The organism is Enterobacter cloacae complex sp. ECL411, from assembly GCF_021869665.1.
In the GTDB taxonomy this organism is placed as follows: domain Bacteria; phylum Pseudomonadota; class Gammaproteobacteria; order Enterobacterales; family Enterobacteriaceae; genus Enterobacter; species Enterobacter intestinihominis.
Genome location: NZ_CP091486.1, coordinates 873,779 through 897,271, shown reverse-complemented (window position 1 = coordinate 897,271; position 23,493 = coordinate 873,779). Strand labels below are relative to the sequence as shown.

Below are 23,493 nucleotides of genomic sequence, written 5' to 3'. Positions count from 1 at the left end.
GCAATAAGCGAACCAATAGCGCATTGGTTCAGATCTTTTCTGAAAAATGATCGGTAACCGAATGATTTCTTATGAATTATTTTTACATAATTATTACATAACTAAGTGAGGTTCGGAGAGGGGATGGGCAAACAATGCACAAAAGCAGTGCAAATAACGCACTAAAACCGTGCAAATGTTAATAAATTGCACTGATTATATTAACTTTTTGTTAACGAAAATAAGAAGAGAGATAAGCGAGTGTAGGGAGTATAAAACGACGAAAGCCTGAATCATTTCTGATTCAGGCTTTCTGAATAGTGGCGGAACGGACGGGACTCGAACCCGCGACCCCCTGCGTGACAGGCAGGTATTCTAACCGACTGAACTACCGCTCCACTGTTCCCGTTTGGGGAACGAGGCGAATATTACGGTTTGCCTCTGAACTCGTCAACGCTTTTTCTCAGGTTTTGAATCGTTTGCTGCAAAAATCACCCAAACGGCGATTTAACAAACGTTTCCGCCTTTTTTCATCCACGCCACAGACAGCTTCCGCCCTTCTTCTGCACTAAATCGAGGCGAGATTCGTGGTTCATTAGCTCTTCATCACTGGCTAAAACAACCCGCAGGCGATTAGCCTGGCGCACGACACGCTGAATGCCGCCTTCATCCCGCGTCTGCTGGGATTCATTTTCCATACTGAATTTTATCGACGTTTGCCCGCCGGTCATGGTCAGGTAAACATCGGCCAGGATCTGGGCATCGAGCAATGCGCCGTGCAGGGTTCGCTTGGTGTTGTCTATCTCATAGCGAGAGCACAGGGCATCAAGGCTGTTACGCTTGCCGGGAAACATCTTCCTTGCCAGCGCCAGGCTATCCGTGACTTTACAGAACGTATTGGTCTTTGGAATATCGCGGTTGAGCTTGCTGAACTCATAGTCCATAAAGCCGATATCGAACGACGCGTTATGAATGACAAGTTCCGCACCTCTGATGTAGTCGAGAAATTCATCCGCGACATCGGCGAAGGTGGGCTTATCCAGCAAAAACTCATCGGCAATCCCGTGAACGCCGAACGCTTCCGGATCCACCAGCCGATCGGGTTTGAGGTAAACGTGGAAGTTGTTGCCCGTAAGACGGCGGTTCACCACTTCAACGGCACCAATCTCAATGATTTTGTGCCCTTCGTAGTGGGCGCCAATCTGGTTCATACCGGTGGTTTCGGTATCAAGAACAATCTGGCGAGTAATTGCAGTGCTCATAGCGGTCATTTATGTCAGACTTATCGTTTTACTGAACGTTTCAAATACAGGAAGTCTACCAGAGATGCGTAAACAGGTAGAAATTTTCACCGATGGATCTTGTCTCGGTAACCCAGGGCCCGGCGGCTATGGCGCCATTATGCGCTATCGCCAGCATGAAAAAACATTTAGTGAAGGCTATTTCCTGACCACCAACAACCGCATGGAGTTGATGGCGGCCATCGTGGCGCTGGAAGCCTTAAAAGAACATTGTGACGTGGTGCTGAGTACCGACAGCCAGTATGTTCGCCAGGGCATTACCCAATGGATCCACAACTGGAAAAAGCGCGGTTGGAAAACGGCAGAGAAAAAACCCGTCAAGAATGTCGATCTCTGGAAGCGTCTTGATGCCGCCCTCGGTCAGCACGAAATCAAATGGGAGTGGGTAAAGGGGCACGCCGGTCACCCTGAAAACGAACGCTGTGACGAGCTGGCTCGCGCGGCGGCATCAAACCCAACCCATGAGGATGCAGGTTATCAACCTGAATCCTGATCACGGTTTTTTGTACTGCCGCGTGGCACCCACGGTCTGGCGGATCCGCGTTTTTGATTTGCTTTGCTTCATTGGGTTGAGCGTAAGTGGGATCGTCCTCTTACGCGCGACAATAAATTGCATGCAGCCCAGCGCGGGTAAATGGGTACTTAATAAGACCCCGCCTTTACGCGTCCAGGGGATGACCTGAAAACCCCCGTAGCTCAGCACTTCGAAATTTAACAGTGAAAGCCAGTCCAGCTGGCGCATCATGGTAAACATCCGGCTGTTATATGGCGCCGTGCGGCGCAGAACGGGCGTCAGTTTACGTAGCCCGATCAGACTCAGCGGATTAAAACCGCTCAGGATCAGCCAGCCGTCATCAATCAAAACGCGGTCGGCTTCCCGCAGCAGACGATGGGGATCGCTGCACCAGGGCAGCGTATGGGCGAGCAGACAGGCATCAATGGATTTTTCCGCAAAAGGCAAATGCAGCGGATCAGCCTTCACCTGAACCGGGGAGCCATTAAGCGATACGCTAACCTGATGCGAGATAGCGCAGCTTTCGGTATTGATTTCTGCGCTCAGATTGCCAATCTTAAGCAGGTGAAAACCATACATTTTCGCGAGCCAGGGTTTAAGCTGAAGTTCTAAGGCCTCGCGATAATATTCACCCCAGGGCAACTCTGCCCAACGTTCCGGTGGTGCGACAGTCTGAGGTATCCTTGCCGGTTTCATCAAAACACCCGCCACGCTATAAGAGGTAATGCATGAATCTTATCAGTATTTCCGCCTTTCAGGACAATTACATCTGGGTTTTAGTCGATGACGATCGCAGATGCATCATTGTTGATCCCGGCGAATCCGTACCGATCCTGCACGCGATAGAAGAAAACGACTGGCAGCCTGAAGCGATCCTCCTTACCCATCACCATCACGATCATGTCGGGGGTGTTCCCGATCTCCTTGCGCGCTATCCCCATATTCCCGTCTACGGACCAGCAGAGACACAGGATAAGGGTACGACGCAAGTTGTCGAAGAAGGCGAAAGTATCCTCATCCTCGGGTGCGAGTTTTCCGTATTTGCTACGCCAGGTCACACTTCCGGTCATCTCTGTTTCTACAGCAAACCTTATCTTTTTTGTGGCGACACGCTGTTTTCCGGCGGCTGTGGAAGGCTGTTTGAAGGCACGCCAGAACAGATGTATCAATCTTTACAAAAAATTAATGCGCTGCCAGCCGACACCGTAATTTGTTGCGCACATGAGTATACATTAGGGAATATGAAGTTTGCTGCAAGCGTACTACCAGAGGATCGGGCGATTCAGGATTATTACCAGAAAGTGAAGGAGTTACGTGCAAAAAACCAAAAAACACTCCCCGTAATTCTGAAAAATGAGCGACAAATAAATTTATTTTTAAGAACGAATGACGTTGATTTAATTAATAAAATTAATCAAGAAACAAATTTGTTACAACCTGAAGCGCGATTTGCATGGTTAAGGTCAAAGAAAGATAACTTCAGATAATTGCGGGTTGCCTTTTCAAAATTTCGCCGTTATCATCGCTCGTCTTTTAAGCAACTATTGACACACACATGAAGGCAAAAGCGATATTACTCGCCTCTGTCCTGCTTGTAGGTTGCCAGTCACAAAACGGCAGCAACGTACAACAGCACGCACAGAGCCTTTCTGCGGCTGGTCAAGGGGAAGCAGGGAAGTTTACAAGTCAGGCGCGATGGTTGGACGATGGGACATCCTTCGCGCAGGAACAAGACTTGTGGGCCTCTATTGGCGACGAGCTAAAGATGGGAATTCCGGAAAACAGCCGGATTCGCGAACAGAAACAGAAGTATTTGAGAAATAAGAGCTATCTCCACGATGTAACATTACGGGCAGAGCCGTATATGTACTGGATAGCAGGGCAAGTTAAGAAACGTAACATGCCTATGGAACTGGTACTACTACCCATAGTGGAGAGCGCTTTTGACCCGCACGCGACGTCTGGCGCCAATGCAGCAGGCATCTGGCAGATCATTCCGAGCACAGGGCGAAATTATGGTTTAAAGCAGACCCGCAACTACGATGCGCGTCGTGATGTTGTCGCTTCAACGACAGCCGCTCTCGACATGATGCAACGTCTGAACAAGATGTTTGACGGCGACTGGTTATTGACTGTCGCGGCGTATAACAGTGGTGAAGGTCGTGTACTGAAGGCAATGAAAGCGAATAAAGCGCGTGGAAAATCCACAGACTTCTGGTCGCTCTCACTGCCACAGGAAACAAAGATTTACGTACCGAAAATGCTGGCATTGAGTGACATTCTCAAGAACAGCAAACGTTACGGTGTACAACTGCCAACACCAGACGAAAGTCGTGCACTGGCGCGTGTCCGCCTCAGCAGCCCTGTTGATATTCAACAGGTTGCCGATATGACGGGTATGTCGGTAAGTAAGCTTAAAACCTTTAATGCAGGTGTTAAAGGCTCCACGCTGGGTGCAAGCGGCCCGCGCTATGTGATGGTTCCGCAGAAACACGCGGAGCAGTTACGTGAGTCTTTAGCTTCGGGTGAAATTGCAGCCGTTCAGTCTACGCTGATTGCTGATACGTCGCCTGTAAGCAGCCGCAGCTATAAGGTGCGTTCAGGTGATACGCTTTCAGGTATTGCATCACGTCTTGGCGTGAATACGAAAGATCTCCAGCAGTGGAATAATCTGCGCGGATCCGGTCTGAAAGTGGGTCAAACGCTGACCGTAGGTGCAGGTAGCAGCGCACAGCGTCTCGCTAAAAACAGCGATAGCATTACCTATCGCGTACGTAAAGGCGACTCGCTGTCCAGTATTGCTAAGCGTCACGGCGTAAACATCAAAGATGTGATGCGCTGGAACAACGATACTGACAACCTGCAACCTGGCGACCAGCTGACGTTGTTTGTGAAAAACAGCGCTACGCCAGATTCCTGATAGTACGATCGCTTATTAAAAAGGCACCGATTCCCCTCGGTGCCTTTTTTGTTTATCCCGCTTTTTGCGCTTCAGCCATAATGGTGTCGCTGGTAAACGAACCATCGTCATGCAATTCAAAGTACGCCTTGACATCAGCAGAGGCAATCTCCTGATACAATCGGATCGCCTGAGTTAATGCCTCCGGTGTGCGCATCCGTGCAATCCATGACGTGAACTCCAGCGGCAAACGGTCGGTTATCAATGAGCGTGAAATCAAGCCAGCTTCGGTGATAAACGTAAGCCACTCTCCACTGGAGTAGTTTTGCACGTGCGAGGTATCACGCAGCGCTTCAACCGTCTGGAGCCAGATATTCCGTACCGGATGCCCGGGAGACATCACGTCCATGATGATGAATATTCCGCCCGGTTTGAGCACGCGTTTCACTTCCCGTAATGCCTGCCCCACATCATGCCAGTGGTGTGCAGAGTAACGGCTAATCACAGCCTCAAAGGATGCATCCTCAAAGGGTAAAGATTCAGCGTAGCCCTGTCGCGTCGTGACGTTATTCAGCCCTTTCGCTTTCGCCGCTTCAGCAACCACATCCAGCATCTGGCTCGATAAGTCATACGCCGTCACCTGAGCAACCTGCTGTGCGGCGGTAAAACTGGCGTGCCCCGCTCCGCAGCCTAAGTCCAGCACGTGCGCGTCAGGAAACGCGGCGAGCCGTTCGCCGAGACGTACCAGATCGCGGCCAGAGGCATGTACGGCACTGCTCAGGTAGGCACTTGCCTGAGAACCAAACTGTTTTTCGACGTTGTCATGATGGGAGTGTGTTGTTGTCATGTTGCTGTCCTTTTATGGGTTAAAAAATAAAGGGCAGCACCCGCACAGGCCTGCCCCACGGCAGACCTGACGCACCATTATTTATCAGGTTTGCCGGGACTGAATTCGACTAGTAGAGGATTATGATCGGAGGCGCGCGTCACCAGAACGGAGGCGTCGTGCACGCTTAAACCCCGATAGAAGACAAAATCGAGAGGACGACCAAACGCTTTCTTGCGCTGGTCATCGTTAAAACGAACTTCACGCAGCGACATTTCACGCGCGAAGCGGTACAACGCGTTCATACGCGGACGGCTCCAGGCATTGAAGTCCCCGGCCATAATGATCGGCCCACTGTGATGAGCAATCTGGTCGCCGATGGGAAGTAACTGCTTACTGTACACATCAACACCCAGGCTGAAGTTCACCGCATGAATGTTTACCACCATCAGCAGACGGGTGTCGGGCAACGGATAGACCGTGACCAGCGCTGATTTTGCCAGACGCAGGATCGGTTCACGTTCACGCAGCGGGCAGCAATAGACCGGATGTGCGGCTGAAAGGGTCATCACCCCGGAAGGATGCTGTGGCAGAACAAAGGCAGGCACCTGATCGGCTGCAAGATAGTTCGTCGTTGCAAACCTGACCAGTTCAGGCGTGGTTTGCGCCTCCTGTAACAGAACCAGATGCGCATCTTTACCAAAATTTTGAAGTACGGATAACCACTCCGCACGCTGTTGCTTAAAGATGTTCCACACCAGTACGCGAATTTTTTCGTCACTGCTTAATGGAGTGCCCGCTGGTAATGCCTGGCTAAGGCTCGCAAACGACCCCGGAGGCAAGATCCTCTCCGCAGGCATTCCGGCAACATAACGCATGGCATAGGTATTTTTTCGCACTTTTGGAAACGGCCTCTGTAACATTAACCAGCCCGGAAAACGGACTGGTTCTAATGTTATAGGGATTTTAGGTCACACTTTCAACGCAATTACTGAGAAACCGCTTTCCAGTTTTGTAAGCAAGCACTTACTGATACTTATCCAAGTGCAACGCGAGCGGGTTTATCAAGCCGTCCACTGAGACCAATAAGGAGGAAAGCGATTAGCACAATTACCGCACCAATCCATGGCGTTTGGGTTAATCCAACATGTTCAACCACCTGCCCACCGATAACCGAACCGAGTGCGATACCGATATTAAATGCGGCGATATTCAGCCCAGATGCGACATCCACCGCATTAGGCGTATAACGTTCGGCTTTCTGCACAACATATACCTGCAATCCCGGCACATTACCAAAAGCGAATATCCCCATAACCAACACCGTTACCAGCGCGGCGTATTGCATCGATGCGGTGAACTGGAAAATCATCAGCAGGGCAACCAGGGCGGCGAAGATGAATTTCAGCGCCGGTACCGCACCATGCTTATCCGCAAGCTTGCCGCCCCAGATATTGCCGATTGCGACGGAGATACCGTAGCCCAGTAAAATCCAGCTCACCGCGCCCGGAGAAAAACCAGCCAGTTCCTGCATCATCGGTGCAAGGAAGGTGAACGCAGTGAACACACCTCCATAACCCAGGGCCGTAACGGCATAGATCAGCAGCAGGCGCGGGTGTGTCAGAACTTTAACCTGATCGCTCAGGCTGGCGCTCGCGCGTCCCGGAATACTGGAGGGCACCAGCAGCAGGCTGGCTACCAGAGCAATCACGCCCAACAGCGATACGGCGAGGAAGGTTTCACGCCAGCCAAAATGTTGTCCGATAAACGTTCCTAACGGCACGCCGGTGACCAGCGCGACGGTTAAGCCACCAAACATAATCGCAATGGCTGACGCCGCTTTCTCTTTTGGCACCAGGCTGGTTGCAATCGTGGAACCGATGGAGAAGAAGACACCGTGCGCGAGGCCTGTCAGCAGGCGGGCAATGACCAGCGTGGAGTAATCCGGTGACTGCCACGCCAGAATATTGCCGGCGGTGAAGAGCACCATCAGGGCAACTAACAGTTGTTTACGTGGAAAGCGTCCAGTCAGTGCGGTCAGCACAGGCGCCCCAACAGCGACGCCTAACGCGTAAATAGATACCAGCAGCCCGGCAGAAGGCAGCGAGATAGCGAGTTGTTCAGCAATGGTAGGAACAAGTCCTACAATAACAAATTCGGTCGTGCCAATTGCGAAGGCACTGATCGTCAGGGCAAGAAGCGCCAGTGGCATAAAATACTCCGTCTCTTCAGGATTAAGATGACAGGCAGTATGCGCCAGTGTTTAAATAACAAAAATGGTTAGAATCTCAATAGAATTTTGCAGGTGATGCAATAATGAAAGCCACATCGGAAGAACTGACTGTCTTCGTTGCCGTTGTTGAAAGCGGCAGCTTCAGCCGTGCTGCCGAACAGCTCGGACAGGCGAACTCCGCCATCAGCCGCTCGGTGAAAAAGCTGGAGATGAAGCTCGGGGTGAGTCTGCTCAACAGAACAACGCGGCAGCTCAGCCTGACGGAAGAAGGTGAACGTTATTTTCGACGCGTGCAGTCCGTTTTGCAGGAGATGGCGGCAGCAGAAACGGAAATCATGGAATCTCGCAGCACGCCGCGTGGGCTGCTGCGCATAGATGCGGCGACGCCGGTCGTGCTGCATTTCCTGATGCCGTTGATTAAACCCTTCCGCGAACGCTACCCGGAGATGACCCTGTCTCTGGTCTCTTCTGAGACGTTTATTAACCTGATTGAGCGTAAAGTTGACGTGGCGATCCGCGCGGGAACCCTGACGGATTCAAGTTTACGCGCTCGCCCTCTGTTCACCAGCTACCGCAAAATTATCGCGTCACCGCAATATATTGCAGAGCATGGCAAACCTGAGACCGTTGAGGAGCTGAAGCAGCACCTGTGCCTGGGCTTTACGGAACCTGTCTCGCTGAACACCTGGCCCGTGGCCTGTCATGACGGACAACTTCATGAGATCACCTGCGGACTTTCGTCTAATAGCGGGGAAACGCTGAAACAGCTATGTCTTGAAGGAAACGGGATCGCCTGTTTATCAGACTATATGATTGATAAGGAAATAGCCGCGGGCCAGCTAGTTGAGCTGATGGCTGATAAACGCTTGCCTGTAGAGATGCCTTTTAGCGCGGTGTATTACAGTGACCGAGCGGTAAGTACGCGCATACGCGCATTTATCGACTTCCTGAGTGAGCATATAAAAACAGCTCCCGGAGGAGCTGTGTGAGGGTTAAGGGCACAGAGGGAGGGTTTTTACTAATCCCAGTTAGGTGCTAACCCTTCGGGACTGACCAGACGATCGTTGCATTCCAGTGCAGCGATCGCTTTTTTATCTTCATCATCAAGCTGGAGATCCCGCGCTAACAGGTTACTTGCCAGGTTTTCACGTTTGGTTGAAGACGGGATCACGGCATATCCTTCACCTATCGCCCATGCCAGGATCACCTGTGCAGCTGTTGCATTGTGTTTTTCAGCGATGCGCGCAATCACTTCATCTTTCAGGGCCTTACCATATGCCAGCGTCATGTACGAGGTGATGTGAATGCCATGCTGTTTCGCCCAGTCCACAACTTTGCGGTTTTGCAGGTAAGGAGAGAGTTCAATCTGGTTAGTAGCAATATTCTCTTTACCCACTGCGGCAATGGCTTTTTCCATCAATGGGATAGTGAAATTCGAGATACCAATTTCACGCGTCAAGCCCTGCTCTTTTGCTTCCAGCAGCGCCTGCATGAACTCTTCTACGGAGACGGCATCGCCAGGTGATGGCCAGTGGATCAGCGTCAGATCAACATAATCAGTACGCAGCTTTTTCAGACTTTCCTTCAGGCTTAGGATCAGCTTGTCTTTGCTGAGGTTCTCAATCCAGATTTTGGTGGTGATGAAAAGCTCATGGCGCGGTACGCCGCTCTCCTCGATAGCCTGACCTACGGCAGCTTCGTTGTCATAAATCTGCGCCGTATCAATAGCGCGATAGCCCAACTCGAGTGCGGTTTTAACAGATGCGATAACAACGTCGTCCTTCAGGCGAAAAGTGCCCAGACCCAGTGCAGGGATAGTCATATCATTCCTCAATCGTTATGTTCGTAAACTGAGGAGGATTATCGCTGTGGTTGTTATGTCGAAAAAGATCGTAAAATGCAGAGGATTTTTGCTAATTTCGCAATAGTAAAACGACAGATAAGAAAAAAGCCCTGAGCGTTAGCTCAGGGCTTTTAATAAGTGGCGGAACGGACGGGACTCGAACCCGCGACCCCCTGCGTGACAGGCAGGTATTCTAACCGACTGAACTACCGCTCCACCGAATACTTCTGTAACCACCGGATTAATGCACCGGCTTACTACTTAATTTGATGCCTGGCAGTTCCCTACTCTCACATGGGGAGACCCCACACTACCATCGGCGCTACGGCGTTTCACTTCTGAGTTCGGCATGGGGTCAGGTGGGACCACCGCGCTAAAGCCGCCAGGCAAATTCTGTTAATCTGTATCAGGTTGAAAATCGTGTCTGTCTCTCTTCGCCAAAACAGCTTCGGCGTTGTAAGGTTAAGCCTCACGGTTCATTAGTATCGGTTAGCTCAACGCATCGCTGCGCTTACACACCCGACCTATCAACGTCGTAGTCTTCAACGTTCCTTCAGGAGACTCAAGGTCTCAGGGAGAACTCATCTCGGGGCAAGTTTCGTGCTTAGATGCTTTCAGCACTTATCTTTTCCGCATTTAGCTACCGGGCAGTGCCATTGGCATGACAACCCGAACACCAGTGATGCGTCCACTCCGGTCCTCTCGTACTAGGAGCAGCCCCCCTCAATTCTCCAGCGCCCACGGCAGATAGGGACCGAACTGTCTCACGACGTTCTAAACCCAGCTCGCGTACCACTTTAAATGGCGAACAGCCATACCCTTGGGACCTACTTCAGCCCCAGGATGTGATGAGCCGACATCGAGGTGCCAAACACCGCCGTCGATATGAACTCTTGGGCGGTATCAGCCTGTTATCCCCGGAGTACCTTTTATCCGTTGAGCGATGGCCCTTCCATTCAGAACCACCGGATCACTATGACCTGCTTTCGCACCTGCTCGCGCCGTCACGCTCGCAGTCAAGCTGGCTTATGCCATTGCACTAACCTCCTGATGTCCGACCAGGATTAGCCAACCTTCGTGCTCCTCCGTTACTCTTTGGGAGGAGACCGCCCCAGTCAAACTACCCACCAGACACTGTCCGCAACCCGGATTACGGGTCTACGTTAGAACACCAGCCATTAAAGGGTGGTATTTCAAGGTTGGCTCCACGCAGACTGGCGTCCACGCTTCAAAGCCTCCCACCTATCCTACACATCAAGGACCAGTGTTCAGTGTCAAGCTATAGTAAAGGTTCACGGGGTCTTTCCGTCTTGCCGCGGGTACACTGCATCTTCACAGCGAGTTCAATTTCACTGAGTCTCGGGTGGAGACAGCCTGGCCATCATTACGCCATTCGTGCAGGTCGGAACTTACCCGACAAGGAATTTCGCTACCTTAGGACCGTTATAGTTACGGCCGCCGTTTACCGGGGCTTCGATCAAGAGCTTCGCGTTGCCGCTAACCCCATCAATTAACCTTCCGGCACCGGGCAGGCGTCACACCGTATACGTCCACTTTCGTGTTTGCACAGTGCTGTGTTTTTAATAAACAGTTGCAGCCAGCTGGTATCTTCGACTGATTTCAGCTCCGCCCGCAGGGGCTTCACCTACATATCAGCGTGCCTTCTCCCGAAGTTACGGCACCATTTTGCCTAGTTCCTTCACCCGAGTTCTCTCAAGCGCCTTGGTATTCTCTACCTGACCACCTGTGTCGGTTTGGGGTACGATTTCGTGTTACCTGATGCTTAGAGGCTTTTCCTGGAAGCAGGGCATTTATCACTTCAGCACCGTAGTGCCTCGTCATCACACCTCAGCGTTAATAAGGTACCGGATTTACCTGGAACCTCCGCCTACATGCTTAAACCGGGACAACCGTCGCCCGGCTGACATAGCCTTCTCCGTCCCCCCTTCGCAGTAACACCAAGTACAGGAATATTAACCTGTTTCCCATCGACTACGCCTTTCGGCCTCGCCTTAGGGGTCGACTCACCCTGCCCCGATTAACGTTGGACAGGAACCCTTGGTCTTCCGGCGAGCGGGCTTTTCACCCGCTTTATCGTTACTTATGTCAGCATTCGCACTTCTGATACCTCCAGCACCCCTCACAGGACACCTTCAACGGCTTACAGAACGCTCCCCTACCCAACAACGCCTAAGCGTCGCTGCCGCAGCTTCGGTGCATGGTTTAGCCCCGTTACATCTTCCGCGCAGGCCGACTCGACCAGTGAGCTATTACGCTTTCTTTAAATGATGGCTGCTTCTAAGCCAACATCCTGGCTGTCTGTGCCTTCCCACATCGTTTCCCACTTAACCATGACTTTGGGACCTTAGCTGGCGGTCTGGGTTGTTTCCCTCTTCACGACGGACGTTAGCACCCGCCGTGTGTCTCCCGTGATAACATTCTTCGGTATTCGTAGTTTGCATCGGGTTGGTAAGCCGGGATGGCCCCCTAGCCGAAACAGTGCTCTACCCCCGAAGATGAGTTCACGAGGCGCTACCTAAATAGCTTTCGGGGAGAACCAGCTATCTCCCGGTTTGATTGGCCTTTCACCCCCAGCCACAGGTCATCCGCTAATTTTTCAACATTAGTCGGTTCGGTCCTCCAGTTAGTGTTACCCAACCTTCAACCTGCCCATGGCTAGATCACCGGGTTTCGGGTCTATACCCTGCAACTTAACGCCCAGTTAAGACTCGGTTTCCCTTCGGCTCCCCTATACGGTTAACCTTGCTACAGAATATAAGTCGCTGACCCATTATACAAAAGGTACGCAGTCACCCCATAAAGAGGCTCCCACTGCTTGTACGTACACGGTTTCAGGTTCTTTTTCACTCCCCTCGCCGGGGTTCTTTTCGCCTTTCCCTCACGGTACTGGTTCACTATCGGTCAGTCAGGAGTATTTAGCCTTGGAGGATGGTCCCCCCATATTCAGACAGGATACCACGTGTCCCGCCCTACTCTTCGAGTTCACAGCATGTGTGCTTTCGTGTACGGGACTATCACCCTGTACCGTCGGACTTTCCAGACCGTTCCACTAACACACAAGCTGATTCAGACTCCGGGCTGCTCCCCGTTCGCTCGCCGCTACTGGGGGAATCTCGGTTGATTTCTTTTCCTCGGGGTACTTAGATGTTTCAGTTCCCCCGGTTCGCCTCGTTAACCTATGTATTCAGTTAACGATAGTGCAACGGATTGCACTGGGTTTCCCCATTCGGACATCGCCGGGTCAAAGGTTCATATCACCTCGCCGGCGCTTTTCGCAGATTAGCACGTCCTTCATCGCCTCTGACTGCCAGGGCATCCACCGTGTACGCTTAGTCGCTTAACCTCACAACCCGAAGATGTTTCACTTCATGATTGCGAAAATTTGAGAGACTCGAACACACATGAGCTGTGTGTCGTTTCAATTTTCAGCTTGATCCAGATTTTTAAAGAGCAAAACTTCGCAGTGCACCTTTTCAGGTTCACTCTGAAGTTTTCTTGTGTTCGCAGTAAAGGATGGTGGAGCTATGCGGGATCGAACCGCAGACCTCCTGCGTGCAAGGCAGGCGCTCTCCCAGCTGAGCTATAGCCCCATCGTAGTTATCTCTCTACCGGTAATTTTTGTTGAGGCAAGGCGTGGTGACACGAAGCATACTCAGGTATGTGAGTGTCGCCGCAACGCAGCATCAGCAAAAATTTGGTAGGCCTGAGTGGACTTGAACCACCGACCTCACCCTTATCAGGGGTGCGCTCTAACCACCTGAGCTACAAGCCTGCAGAGATTTTTTACTGCTGTTTTTCATCAGACAATCTGTGTGAGCACTACAAAGGCAGGTTCTTTAAGGTAAGGAGGTGATCCAACCGCAGGTTCCCCTACGGTTACCTTGTTACGACTTCACCCCAGTCATGAATCACAAAGTGGTAAGCGCCCTCCCGAAGGTTAAGCTACCTACTTCTTTTGCAACCCACTCCCATGGTGTGACGGGCGGTGTGTACAAGGCCCGGGAACGTATTCACCGTGGCATTCTGATCCACGATTACTAGCGATTCCGACTTCATGGAGTCGAGTTGCAGACTCCAATCCGGACTACGACGCACTTTATGAGGTCCGCTTGCTCTCGCGAGGTCGCTTCTCTTTGTATGCGCCATTGTAGCACGTGTGTAGCCCTACTCGTAAGGGCCATGATGACTTGACGTCATCCCCACCTTCCTCCAGTTTATCACTGGCAGTCTCCTTTGAGTTCCCGGCCGGACCGCTGGCAACAAAGGATAAGGGTTGCGCTCGTTGCGGGACTTAACCCAACATTTCACAACACGAGCTGACGACAGCCATGCAGCACCTGTCTCAGAGTTCCCGAAGGCACCAAAGCATCTCTGCTAAGTTCTCTGGATGTCAAGAGTAGGTAAGGTTCTTCGCGTTGCATCGAATTAAACCACATGCTCCACCGCTTGTGCGGGCCCCCGTCAATTCATTTGAGTTTTAACCTTGCGGCCGTACTCCCCAGGCGGTCGACTTAACGCGTTAGCTCCGGAAGCCACGCCTCAAGGGCACAACCTCCAAGTCGACATCGTTTACGGCGTGGACTACCAGGGTATCTAATCCTGTTTGCTCCCCACGCTTTCGCACCTGAGCGTCAGTCTTTGTCCAGGGGGCCGCCTTCGCCACCGGTATTCCTCCAGATCTCTACGCATTTCACCGCTACACCTGGAATTCTACCCCCCTCTACAAGACTCTAGCCTGCCAGTTTCGAATGCAGTTCCCAGGTTGAGCCCGGGGATTTCACATCCGACTTGACAGACCGCCTGCGTGCGCTTTACGCCCAGTAATTCCGATTAACGCTTGCACCCTCCGTATTACCGCGGCTGCTGGCACGGAGTTAGCCGGTGCTTCTTCTGCGGGTAACGTCAATCGACAGGGTTATTAACCCTGTCGCCTTCCTCCCCGCTGAAAGTACTTTACAACCCGAAGGCCTTCTTCATACACGCGGCATGGCTGCATCAGGCTTGCGCCCATTGTGCAATATTCCCCACTGCTGCCTCCCGTAGGAGTCTGGACCGTGTCTCAGTTCCAGTGTGGCTGGTCATCCTCTCAGACCAGCTAGGGATCGTCGCCTAGGTGAGCCGTTACCCCACCTACTAGCTAATCCCATCTGGGCACATCCGATGGCAAGAGGCCCGAAGGTCCCCCTCTTTGGTCTTGCGACGTTATGCGGTATTAGCTACCGTTTCCAGTAGTTATCCCCCTCCATCAGGCAGTTTCCCAGACATTACTCACCCGTCCGCCACTCGTCAGCGAAGCAGCAAGCTGCTTCCTGTTACCGTTCGACTTGCATGTGTTAGGCCTGCCGCCAGCGTTCAATCTGAGCCATGATCAAACTCTTCAATTTAAGTTTGATGCTCAATGAATTAAACTTCGTAATGAATTACGTGTTCACTCGTTGAGACTTGGTATTCATTTAGTGTCCGAGGACATTAAGAATCCATGTCACTTTGAGTGCCCACACAGATTGTCTGATAAATTGTTAAAGAGCAGTTGCGACGCGCTTCAGCGCTCTGTCGCGAGGTGGCGTATATTACGCTTTCCTCTTTCAGAGTCAACCCGTTATTTCAGGATTTTTTCTCTTCAACCGACCGGGTTGTCTGTGAAGTGATTCACATCCGCCGTGTCGATGGAGGCGCATTATAGGGAGCCGCCGAGGAATGACAAGCGGAAAAATGCATTTTTATTTTAACCGCTCACCTTTTCACCAAAACGTCTATTTTTGGTGCTTTTTAATCTCTTTTGGCAGATCTGCCAGACTAGTTATCACCCAGTCAGCTGCATTTTCTGCTTCTGGGGTGACTGGTTTACCGGTCCGCACTAATACTTTGGTTCCCACACCTGCCGCCGCCGCTGCCTGCATATCTTCCAGTTTATCGCCCACCATAAAAGACGCGGTCATATCAATGTGCAGGAATTCCTGAGCAGAGATAAACATGCCCGGGTGTGGCTTACGGCAATCACATGTCTGACGATACGCTTCTACTGTTCCCTGTGGATGATGCGGACAATAATAGATACCATCAAGATCGACGCCACGATCGGCCAGAGACCAGTCCATCCATTCCGTCAGCGTCTCGAACTGCGCTTCGGAGAATTTACCCCGGGCGATACCGGACTGATTAGTTACCACCACCAGCGCATAGCCCATCTCTTTCAGCTGGCGCATGGCATCTATTACGCCCTCAATAAATTCGAACTCATCAATCTCATGGACGTAACCGTGATCCACATTAATTGTGCCGTCACGATCGAGAAAAATTGCGGGTACAGATTTTGCCACCGGTTTGCTCCTGAAAAAGGCTTGTTCAGCTAGTATCTCATGAATCGCAGCGCAATAAAGTGCTCATCGCACAGAGGTGGATTGATTTAGACGTCTGGATGCCTTAACATCCATTTTGTTTACGGTCATTCCCCGTATCTGGCAGAAGAAAATGCCACGGCTAACTTACATACGATAAAAATAATCTAATGATTAAACTTTCCAATATCACCAAAGTGTTCCAGCAGGGGAACCGAACCATTCAGGCGCTGAACAACGTCAGCCTGCATGTGCCTGCTGGTCAGATTTATGGCGTCATTGGCGCATCGGGTGCGGGTAAAAGTACGCTGATCCGGTGTGTTAACCTGCTTGAGCGCCCGACCCAGGGCAGCGTAGAAGTTGGCGGCCAGGAGCTTACCGCTCTCTCAGAAAAAGAACTCACCAAAGCGCGTCGCCAGATTGGCATGATTTTCCAGCACTTTAACCTGCTGGCCTCACGCACGGTTTTTGGAAACGTGGCGTTGCCGCTGGAGCTGGATAACACACCAAAAGAAGAGGTTACCCGACGCGTCACCGAACTGCTGGATCTGGTTGGGCTGGGTGATAAGCATGACAGCTACCCGGCCAACCTCTCAGGCGGGCAAAAGCAGCGTGTAGCAATCGCTCGCGCGCTGGCAAGCAACCCAAAAGTGCTGCTGTGTGATGAAGCCACCAGCGCGTTAGATCCGGCCACCACGCGTTCTATCCTGGAACTGCTGAAAGACATTAACCGTCGTCTGGGCCTGACTATCCTCCTTATCACGCACGAAATGGACGTGGTGAAGCGTATCTGTGACTGCGTCGCCGTCATCAGCAACGGTGAGCTGATTGAGCAGGACACGGTCAGCGAAGTCTTCTCGCACCCGAAAACGCCTCTGGCTCAGCAGTTCATTCAGTCCACACTGCATCTGGATATTCCGGAAGATTATCTGGAACGTTTAAAAACAGACGCAACGCCTGACAGCGTCCCGATGCTGCGCATGGAGTTCACGGGCCAGTCCGTTGACGCACCGCTGCTGTCCGAAACCGCGCGTCGCTTTAACGTGAATAACAACATTATTAGCGCGCAGATGGATTACGCCGGCGGCGTGAAGTTCGGCATCATGCTGACGGAAATGCACGGCACGCAGGAAGAAACCCAGGCGGCAATTGCCTGGCTGCAAGAACATCACGTAAAAGTAGAGGTGCTGGGTTATGTCTGAGCCGATGATGTGGCTACTGGTTCGCGGCGTTTGGGAAACGCTGGCAATGACCTTCGTATCGGGCTTTTTTGGTTTTGTGATTGGGCTGCCGGTCGGCGTACTGCTGTACGTCACGCGCCCGGGTCAAATTATTGAAAACGCGAAGCTGTATCGCACGCTCTCTGCGCTGGTGAACATTTTCCGTTCTATACCGTTTATTATCCTGCTGGTGTGGATGATTCCGTTTACACGCGTTATTGTCGGGACGTCGATTGGTTTGCAGGCGGCAATTGTCCCGCTAACCGTAGGCGCCGCGCCGTTTATCGCCCGTATGGTGGAAAACGCCCTGCTGGAAATCCCAACAGGCCTGATTGAAGCTTCCCGCGCTATGGGTGCGACGCCAATGCAGATCGTTCGCAAAGTTCTGCTGCCTGAGGCGCTGCCTGGGCTGGTGAATGCAGCAACCATCACGCTTATCACCCTGGTCGGTTATTCCGCGATGGGCGGCGCCGTGGGTGCTGGCGGTTTAGGACAGATTGGATATCAGTACGGCTATATTGGCTATAACGCTACCGTAATGAATACCGTTCTGGTATTGCTGGTTGTGCTGGTTTACTTAATCCAATTCTCTGGCGATCGTATCGTCCGGGCTGTTACGCATAAATAACGTTACAAACAACACAAACTCGACGAGTTAAGGATATAACATGGCGTTTAAATTTAAGACCTTTGCAGCAGTAGGCGCACTGATTGGTTCGCTGGCACTGGTGGGTTGCGGTCAGGACGAAAAAGATCCGAACCACATCAAAGTAGGCGTTATCGTCGGTGCAGAGCAGCAGGTTGCTGAGGCCGCGCAGAAAATCGCGAAAGAAAAATATGGCCTGGACGTTGAGCTGGTGACCTTCAACGATTACGTTCTGCCGAACGAAGCGCTGAGCAAAGGCGACATTGACGCTAACGCCTTCCAGCATAAACCGTACCTGGATCAACAGATCAAAGATCGCGGCTACAAGCTGGTTGCTGTCGGTAACACCTTCGTTTACCCGATTGCCGGTTATTCCAAGAAAATTAAATCTCTGGATGAACTCCAGCCGGGTTCACAGGTTGCCGTCCCTAACGACCCAACCAACCTTGGCCGTTCGCTGCTTCTGCTCCAGAAAGTGGGCCTGATTAAACTGAAAGAAGGTGTTGGCCTGTTGCCGACCGTTCTGGACGTGACCGAAAACCCGAAAAATCTGAAAATTGTTGAGCTGGAAGCCCCTCAGCTGCCACGTTCTCTGGACGATGCACAGATCGCGCTGGCCGTTATCAACACCACTTACGCCAGCCAGATCGGTTTGACCCCTGCGAAAGATGGCATCTTTGTTGAAGACAAAGATTCCCCGTACGTCAACCTGATCGTGACTCGCGAAGACAACAAGGACGCGGAAAACGTGAAGAAATTCCTGCAGGCATATCAGTCTGAAGAAGTTTACCAGGAAGCCAATAAGGTGTTTAACGGCGGCGCGGTTAAAGGCTGGTAATCTCACCTCAGTGTAATATCATCAAGACGGGCATTTGCCCGTCTTGTCATTTGTGCGGTCAACTGCTTCAATATCTGACGTTTTGATTATCCACTGAGGAACTATTATGCGTGCTTTACCGATCTGTCTTTTAGCACTGATGCTGAGCGGCTGTTCTATGCTAAGCAGATCTCCTGTTGAACCCGTTCAAAGCACTGCAACCCCGCCAAAAGCGGAGCCAGCAAAACCGAAAGCGCCTCGCGCTGCGCCGGTACGTATTATTACTAAAGCCGACGAGCTGGTCGGTAAGCCATTCCGTGAACTGGGCGAAGTGAGCGGCGAATCCTGCCAGGCAACGAATCAGGACTCCCCTCCAAATATCCCAACAGCCCGCAAGCGTATGCAAATCAACGCGTCGAAAATGAAAGCCAACGCGGTGCTGCTGCACAGTTGCGAGGTCACCAGTGGTACGCCGGGCTGCTACCGTCAGGCGGTATGTATCGGTTCTGCGCTTAACATCACGGCGAAATGAGTTCATTTCAGTTCGAGCCGATAGGCGTTATCCGCTCCCCTTATAAAGAAAAGTTCGCCGTGCCGCGTCAGCCGGGACTGGTCCTTAACGGCGGCGGCGAGCTGCATCTTGTCGCGCCGTATAATCAGGCCGATGCAGTGCGCGGGCTTGAGGCATTCAGCCATTTATGGGTGGTGTTTGTGTTTCACCAGACCATGGAAGGCGGCTGGCGTCCTACCGTGCGTCCTCCTCGTCTGGGCGGAAATGCCAGAATGGGAGTTTTTGCCACCCGCTCAACGTTCCGACCGAATCCAGTCGGGATGTCGCTGGTCGAACTGAAAGGGATACGCTGTCAGAAAGATCGGGTGATCCTGGAGTTAGGTAGCCTTGACCTGGTTGATGGTACGCCGGTCATCGATATTAAACCTTACCTGCCCTTCGCCGAAGCGCTGCCGGATGCCCGTGCAAGCTATGCTCAGGACGCCCCACAGGCAGAGATGCCGGTTTACTTCACATCTGAAATAACGACGCAAATCAGCCAGCTGGAAAAGCGCTATCCTCGTCTGCGTGACTTTATCGTCGAAGTCCTGGCGCAGGACCCTCGTCCCGCCTACCGCAAAGAGGAAGACGCAGGAAAAACGTACGCCGTCTGGCTGCTGGACTTTAACGTGCGCTGGCGCGTAACTGATGCAGGTTTTGAAGTGTTTGCCCTGGAACCCAGGTAATTTTGTTCTCCTCTCTTTTGGCATCTTTGCCACACTGGTAAACTAAACCACTTTTTTTGTGTCAGGCTGGTGTTTCAGCCTGTTCCAATCGTCGAAATGGAACCGTAACAACATGCGTACTAGCCAATATCTGCTCTCCACTCTGAAGGAGACACCTGCCGACGCCGAGGTGATCAGCCACCAGCTGATGCTGCGCGCCGGGATGATCCGCAAGCTGGCCTCCGGGTTATACACCTGGCTGCCGACCGGCGTGCGCGTCCTGAAAAAAGTCGAAAACATCGTGCGTGAAGAGATGAACAACGCCGGTGCTATCGAGGTGTTAATGCCGGTCGTTCAGCCTTCTGAACTGTGGCAGGAGAGCGGTCGCTGGGAGCAGTACGGTCCTGAACTGCTGCGTATTGCCGATCGTGGCGATCGTCCATTCGTTCTCGGCCCAACGCATGAAGAAGTGATCACCGATCTGATCCGTAACGAGCTGAGCTCTTACAAACAGCTGCCGCTGAACTTCTTCCAGATCCAGACCAAGTTCCGTGACGAAGTGCGCCCACGCTTTGGCGTGATGCGCTCTCGCGAATTCCTGATGAAAGATGCCTACTCTTTCCATACTTCTCAGGAATCACTGCAAGAGACCTACGACAAAATGTACGTGGCCTACAGCAAAATCTTCTCCCGCATGGGGCTGGATTTCCGTGCTGTACAGGCTGATACCGGTTCAATCGGCGGTAGCGCCTCTCATGAATTCCAGGTTCTGGCGCAGAGCGGCGAAGACGATGTAATTTTCTCTGACTCCTCTGATTACGCCGCCAACATTGAGTTCGCAGAAGCGCTGGCACCAAAAGAACCACGCGGCGCGGCAACGCAAGAGATGACGCTGGTTGATACGCCAAACGCGAAAACTATCGCCGAGCTGGTTGAACAGTTTAATCTGCCGATCGAAAAAACCGTGAAAACCCTGCTGGTGAAATCGGCTGAAGGCAGCGCTTACCCGCTGGTAGCCCTGCTGGTCCGTGGCGATCACGAGCTGAACGAAGTGAAAGCCGAGAAGCTGCCGCAGGTTGCCAGCCCGCTGACCTTCGCGACGGAAGCCGAAATCCGCGCCGTGGTGAACGCAGGCCCAGGTTCTCTGGGTCCGGTGAATATGCCTGTTCCTGTAGTGATTGACCGCACCGTTGCGGCGATGAGCGACTTCGCTGCAGGGGCAAACATCGACGGTAAACACTACTTCGGCATCAACTGGGATCGTGACGTGGCGACGCCGGAAGTGGCTGACATCCGTAACGTGGTCGCAGGCGATCCAAGCCCGGACGGCAAGGGTACCCTGATGATTAAACGCGGTATCGAAGTAGGCCACATCTTCCAGCTGGGCGATAAGTACTCGCGCGCAATGAACGCTGCCGTTCAGGGCGAAGATGGTCGTAACCAGGTTCTGACCATGGGCTGCTACGGCATTGGGGTAACGCGCGTTGTTGCGGCCGCTATCGAGCAGAACTATGACGAACGCGGAATCGTCTGGCCGGATAACATCGCGCCGTTCCAGGTGGCGATCCTGCCAATGAACATGCACAAGTCTTACCGCGTGCAGGAGCTGGCAGAGAAACTCTACGCTGAGCTGAGCGCGAAAGGTATCGACGTGCTGATGGATGACCGTAAAGAGCGTCCTGGCGTGATGTTTGCTGATATGGAACTGATCGGTATTCCACACACCATCGTCATCGGCGACCGTAACCTCGACAGCGACGAGATTGAATACAAGTACCGTCGCAACGGCGAAAAACAGATGCTCAAGACGGGCGACATTCTTGATTACCTGGTGAAAGCCATCAAAGGCTAAGAAACAAAAAAACCCCGCCAGTGCGGGGTTTTTTAATGGCTATAACTTATTTGCTTTCGCAGTCTTTACCCGCAGCAAACTTCGCGTCTTTATCTGCCACCAGCGTTTTCACCAGCTCACCGCTATCGGGGTTTGGCTCCAGCGTAAAATGCCCTTCAACCGTCAGCAACACTGGTTTGCTGTCGTTACCGCGCGCGACGGCATAGTCACGCTCCAGCTGGGCATTGTTCGCCACGCTGACTTTCTTCCCGGTTGCACAGTCCGTGAAGATCGCCGCATCCGCCATGTAGAAATACATCCCTCGCATCGCCATTGGGGTTGCAGGCAGGGTCGCTTTTACCGGGGCCAGCGTGTAGTTGAACTGGGATTCAATCGGATTGCCTTCGCGATCGAGCATCTCCATCCCCTCGCCTTTGGCGCGGAAATACGTTTTATCGCCCGTGGTATCAGTCAATACCAGCTTTTCAGCCGTACGCGCCCATGTTCCGTATGTTGCAAAAGAAGACGGCTCTTTCGCCCCCTGATAGCGCTGGTTCATCACCCAGGTGCCATCTTTTTGCAGGAACAGAGAGGTTTCGATGCCTTCACAATCTGCACATGGCAATACGCCGCGCCAGCTCTGCTGCATCGGCTTCAATTCTTCGTTTTGCGTTGGCTGTAGTACCTGTGTTTCTGAACGGTTGTTACAGCCAAAAAGCGCGAACAGGCTTGTCACGGCCAGCGCTGATAATAATGCTTTTTTCACAATACATTCCTTATGAAAAAGTGTGTCCCTTTCGTCACATTACGGATGACGGACTTTGCCACGCAGTGACTTTACGGTGGATTTCTGCGCCTTCGATGACAACCGACGTTCTTTCGATGCCCGCGTTGGACGTGTTGCCCGGCGACTTTTTTGTACAGCCGTCAGCTCTTTTATGACCGCCGCCAGTCTGGAAAGTGCCGCTTCCCGGTTCATTTCTTGGCTGCGATATTCCTGCGCTTTAATCACAATCACACCTTCACTGGTGATCAGATGATGGCTGGCGGCGAGCAGGCTTTCTTTATAATACTCTGGCAGGCTGGAGGCCCGGATGTCAAAGCGCAAATGGATAGCCGTTGAGGCCTTGTTAACGTGCTGCCCCCCTGCGCCCTGAGCACGGATGGCGGTGATCTCCAGCTCGTGATCAGGGATGCTGACGTTTCGGGACAACTCAATCATGATACGGGCTGCCAGGCCGTGAGATGAATTTCCAGATTATTCTGAGAATCGGAAAGCCAGATGGCGCCGTCCTGAATCGTTGCCTGAAGCGCCATTGTCCGGCTGGCGAATGCGCTCAGCTGTGCCAGTTGTTCATCATCCAGATACCAGACGGTAAGATTTTTGAACTGCGCACATTTATTTTTGTTTTGCTGCCACCAGATCTCCGCCGCGCGCTGGTTATAGGCAAACAACGCCACTTCAGCTGACTGGGTGCACGCCTTTTTGATCCGGCGTTCATCCGGCAGGCCAAGCTCAATCCATAAATCGATACCCAGATGATCGTTGCGCAGCCAGGCTTCCGGTTCATCTTCCGCGCTTAAACCACGGGTAAATTGCAGACGCTCGTCGGCATACTTAATCCACGCCAGCAGGCGCAGCATCATGCGCTCCTGGGTTTCAGAAGGGTGACGCGCCAGCGTCAATGACGCATCCAGAAACTGGTTACGGTCAAGATCCGCCACATTGACCACAGCTTTATAAATTGTCGCTTTCAGCGCCATGAGAGAACTCCTTTCGAATCAGGCGTACATTGTAGCGAAAACCGCA

The 23,493-nt window shown here is 52.3% G+C and carries 20 protein-coding genes, 4 tRNA genes and 3 rRNA genes; 10 read left to right on the top strand and 17 right to left on the bottom strand.

The genetic code is table 11. The annotated features are described in order from the left end of the window. Nucleotides 1-300: 300 nt before the first annotated feature. Together L3069_RS04255 and dnaQ are read right to left on the bottom strand one after the other, a co-directional pair. Nucleotides 301-377 (bottom strand) — tRNA-Asp (locus L3069_RS04255). A gap of 132 nt (nucleotides 378-509) precedes the next feature. Beyond that, complete coding sequence (gene dnaQ / locus L3069_RS04250; RefSeq protein WP_072201000.1) at nucleotides 510-1,241, bottom strand: DNA polymerase III subunit epsilon; 732 nt, start codon at nucleotides 1,239-1,241, stop codon at nucleotides 510-512. Between dnaQ and rnhA the strand changes: the two genes are divergently transcribed. Then, nucleotides 1,195-1,773: a ribonuclease HI gene (gene rnhA, locus L3069_RS04245; RefSeq protein ID WP_160840538.1), complete on the top strand. Its 579-nt coding sequence runs from the start codon at nucleotides 1,195-1,197 to the stop codon at nucleotides 1,771-1,773. The genes dnaQ and rnhA overlap by 47 nt on opposite strands. Here rnhA and L3069_RS04240 read toward each other — a convergent pair whose 3' ends face one another. Next, entirely contained in the window at nucleotides 1,774-2,490 is a 717-nt protein-coding gene (locus L3069_RS04240; protein WP_023299381.1) for a class I SAM-dependent methyltransferase, read from the bottom strand. 32 nt (nucleotides 2,491-2,522) lie between these two features. On the opposite strand from L3069_RS04240, the gene gloB reads away from it, so the two are divergent. Next, nucleotides 2,523-3,281, top strand: a complete 759-nt coding sequence (gene gloB, locus L3069_RS04235) for a hydroxyacylglutathione hydrolase (RefSeq protein WP_022647129.1) — start codon at nucleotides 2,523-2,525, stop codon at nucleotides 3,279-3,281. Nucleotides 3,282-3,349: 68 nt separating this feature from the next. Further along, nucleotides 3,350-4,714: a murein transglycosylase D gene (gene mltD, locus L3069_RS04230; RefSeq protein ID WP_022647128.1), complete on the top strand. Its 1,365-nt coding sequence runs from the start codon at nucleotides 3,350-3,352 to the stop codon at nucleotides 4,712-4,714. Nucleotides 4,715-4,766: 52 nt separating this feature from the next. Here mltD and L3069_RS04225 read toward each other — a convergent pair whose 3' ends face one another. The 3 genes from L3069_RS04225 to L3069_RS04215 all read right to left on the bottom strand — a co-directional run bounded on the left by L3069_RS04225 (nucleotide 4,767) and on the right by L3069_RS04215 (nucleotide 7,731). Then, on the bottom strand, nucleotides 4,767-5,540 hold the full coding sequence (locus L3069_RS04225; protein WP_063135990.1) for a class I SAM-dependent methyltransferase: 774 nt from the start codon (nucleotides 5,538-5,540) through the stop codon (nucleotides 4,767-4,769). Nucleotides 5,541-5,617: 77 nt separating this feature from the next. After that, nucleotides 5,618-6,418: an endonuclease/exonuclease/phosphatase family protein gene (locus tag L3069_RS04220; RefSeq protein WP_032621812.1), complete on the bottom strand. Its 801-nt coding sequence runs from the start codon at nucleotides 6,416-6,418 to the stop codon at nucleotides 5,618-5,620. 137 nt (nucleotides 6,419-6,555) lie between these two features. Then, nucleotides 6,556-7,731 carry an MFS transporter gene (locus tag L3069_RS04215; protein ID WP_022647125.1) on the bottom strand — a complete coding sequence of 392 codons (1,176 nt, stop codon included), beginning with the start codon at nucleotides 7,729-7,731 and terminating at the stop codon, nucleotides 6,556-6,558. 104 nt (nucleotides 7,732-7,835) lie between these two features. Here L3069_RS04215 and yafC point away from each other — a divergent pair, with 104 nt between their 5' ends. After that, entirely contained in the window at nucleotides 7,836-8,741 is a 906-nt protein-coding gene (gene yafC, locus L3069_RS04210; protein WP_022647124.1) for a DNA-binding transcriptional regulator YafC, read from the top strand. 29 nt (nucleotides 8,742-8,770) lie between these two features. Here yafC and dkgB read toward each other — a convergent pair whose 3' ends face one another. The 8 genes from dkgB to gmhB form a co-directional block, all read right to left on the bottom strand. Beyond that, the gene (dkgB, locus tag L3069_RS04205) at nucleotides 8,771-9,574 is read right to left on the bottom strand and encodes a 2,5-didehydrogluconate reductase DkgB (RefSeq protein WP_038415384.1); all 804 of its coding nucleotides are present in this window, start codon (nucleotides 9,572-9,574) and stop codon (nucleotides 8,771-8,773) included. A gap of 160 nt (nucleotides 9,575-9,734) precedes the next feature. After that, nucleotides 9,735-9,811, bottom strand: a tRNA-Asp gene (locus tag L3069_RS04200). 55 nt (nucleotides 9,812-9,866) lie between these two features. Next, nucleotides 9,867-9,982, bottom strand: a 5S ribosomal RNA gene (gene rrf / locus L3069_RS04195). A 71-nt stretch (nucleotides 9,983-10,053) separates the two neighbouring features. After that, nucleotides 10,054-12,959: ribosomal RNA gene (locus tag L3069_RS04190) — 23S ribosomal RNA — on the bottom strand. Between the two features lie 171 nt (nucleotides 12,960-13,130). Beyond that, nucleotides 13,131-13,206, bottom strand: a tRNA-Ala gene (locus L3069_RS04185). Between the two features lie 105 nt (nucleotides 13,207-13,311). Then, a tRNA-Ile gene (locus tag L3069_RS04180) sits at nucleotides 13,312-13,388 on the bottom strand. Between the two features lie 70 nt (nucleotides 13,389-13,458). Further along, nucleotides 13,459-15,000, bottom strand: a 16S ribosomal RNA gene (locus L3069_RS04175). The 16S, 23S and 5S rRNA genes sit together here with 3 tRNA genes alongside, the layout of an rRNA operon. A gap of 369 nt (nucleotides 15,001-15,369) precedes the next feature. Then, nucleotides 15,370-15,936: a D-glycero-beta-D-manno-heptose 1,7-bisphosphate 7-phosphatase gene (gene gmhB, locus L3069_RS04170; RefSeq protein WP_038415382.1), complete on the bottom strand. Its 567-nt coding sequence runs from the start codon at nucleotides 15,934-15,936 to the stop codon at nucleotides 15,370-15,372. Between the two features lie 188 nt (nucleotides 15,937-16,124). Between gmhB and metN the strand changes: the two genes are divergently transcribed. The 6 genes from metN to proS all read left to right on the top strand — a co-directional run bounded on the left by metN (nucleotide 16,125) and on the right by proS (nucleotide 21,704). Beyond that, nucleotides 16,125-17,156: a methionine ABC transporter ATP-binding protein MetN gene (gene metN / locus L3069_RS04165; RefSeq protein ID WP_006810022.1), complete on the top strand. Its 1,032-nt coding sequence runs from the start codon at nucleotides 16,125-16,127 to the stop codon at nucleotides 17,154-17,156. Further along, complete coding sequence (locus L3069_RS04160; RefSeq protein ID WP_003856130.1) at nucleotides 17,149-17,802, top strand: methionine ABC transporter permease MetI; 654 nt, start codon at nucleotides 17,149-17,151, stop codon at nucleotides 17,800-17,802. The genes metN and L3069_RS04160 overlap by 8 nt, the downstream gene beginning before the upstream one ends. 40 nt (nucleotides 17,803-17,842) lie before the next feature. Continuing rightward, nucleotides 17,843-18,658, top strand: coding sequence for a methionine ABC transporter substrate-binding lipoprotein MetQ (gene metQ, locus L3069_RS04155; protein ID WP_006810023.1), 816 nt, complete (start codon nucleotides 17,843-17,845; stop codon nucleotides 18,656-18,658). Nucleotides 18,659-18,764: 106 nt separating this feature from the next. After that, a complete protein-coding gene (rcsF, locus tag L3069_RS04150) occupies nucleotides 18,765-19,169 on the top strand; it encodes an Rcs stress response system protein RcsF (RefSeq protein WP_003856133.1) in 405 nt (134 codons plus the stop codon). Then, the gene (gene tsaA / locus L3069_RS04145) at nucleotides 19,166-19,873 is read left to right on the top strand and encodes a tRNA (N6-threonylcarbamoyladenosine(37)-N6)-methyltransferase TrmO (RefSeq protein ID WP_023299375.1); all 708 of its coding nucleotides are present in this window, start codon (nucleotides 19,166-19,168) and stop codon (nucleotides 19,871-19,873) included. The genes rcsF and tsaA overlap by 4 nt, the downstream gene beginning before the upstream one ends. 112 nt (nucleotides 19,874-19,985) lie before the next feature. Further along, entirely contained in the window at nucleotides 19,986-21,704 is a 1,719-nt protein-coding gene (proS, locus tag L3069_RS04140; RefSeq protein ID WP_023305473.1) for a proline--tRNA ligase, read from the top strand. A gap of 46 nt (nucleotides 21,705-21,750) precedes the next feature. Here proS and nlpE read toward each other — a convergent pair whose 3' ends face one another. The 3 genes from nlpE to L3069_RS04125 are packed head-to-tail and all read right to left on the bottom strand — an operon-like array spanning nucleotide 21,751 to nucleotide 23,447. Next, a complete protein-coding gene (gene nlpE, locus L3069_RS04135) occupies nucleotides 21,751-22,449 on the bottom strand; it encodes an envelope stress response activation lipoprotein NlpE (RefSeq protein ID WP_006810026.1) in 699 nt (232 codons plus the stop codon). 39 nt (nucleotides 22,450-22,488) lie between these two features. After that, nucleotides 22,489-22,905, bottom strand: a complete 417-nt coding sequence (gene arfB / locus L3069_RS04130) for an alternative ribosome rescue aminoacyl-tRNA hydrolase ArfB (RefSeq protein WP_022647119.1) — start codon at nucleotides 22,903-22,905, stop codon at nucleotides 22,489-22,491. Next, nucleotides 22,902-23,447: a YaeQ family protein gene (locus L3069_RS04125; protein WP_022647118.1), complete on the bottom strand. Its 546-nt coding sequence runs from the start codon at nucleotides 23,445-23,447 to the stop codon at nucleotides 22,902-22,904. The genes arfB and L3069_RS04125 overlap by 4 nt, the downstream gene beginning before the upstream one ends. Between the last annotated feature and the right edge of the window lie 46 nt (nucleotides 23,448-23,493).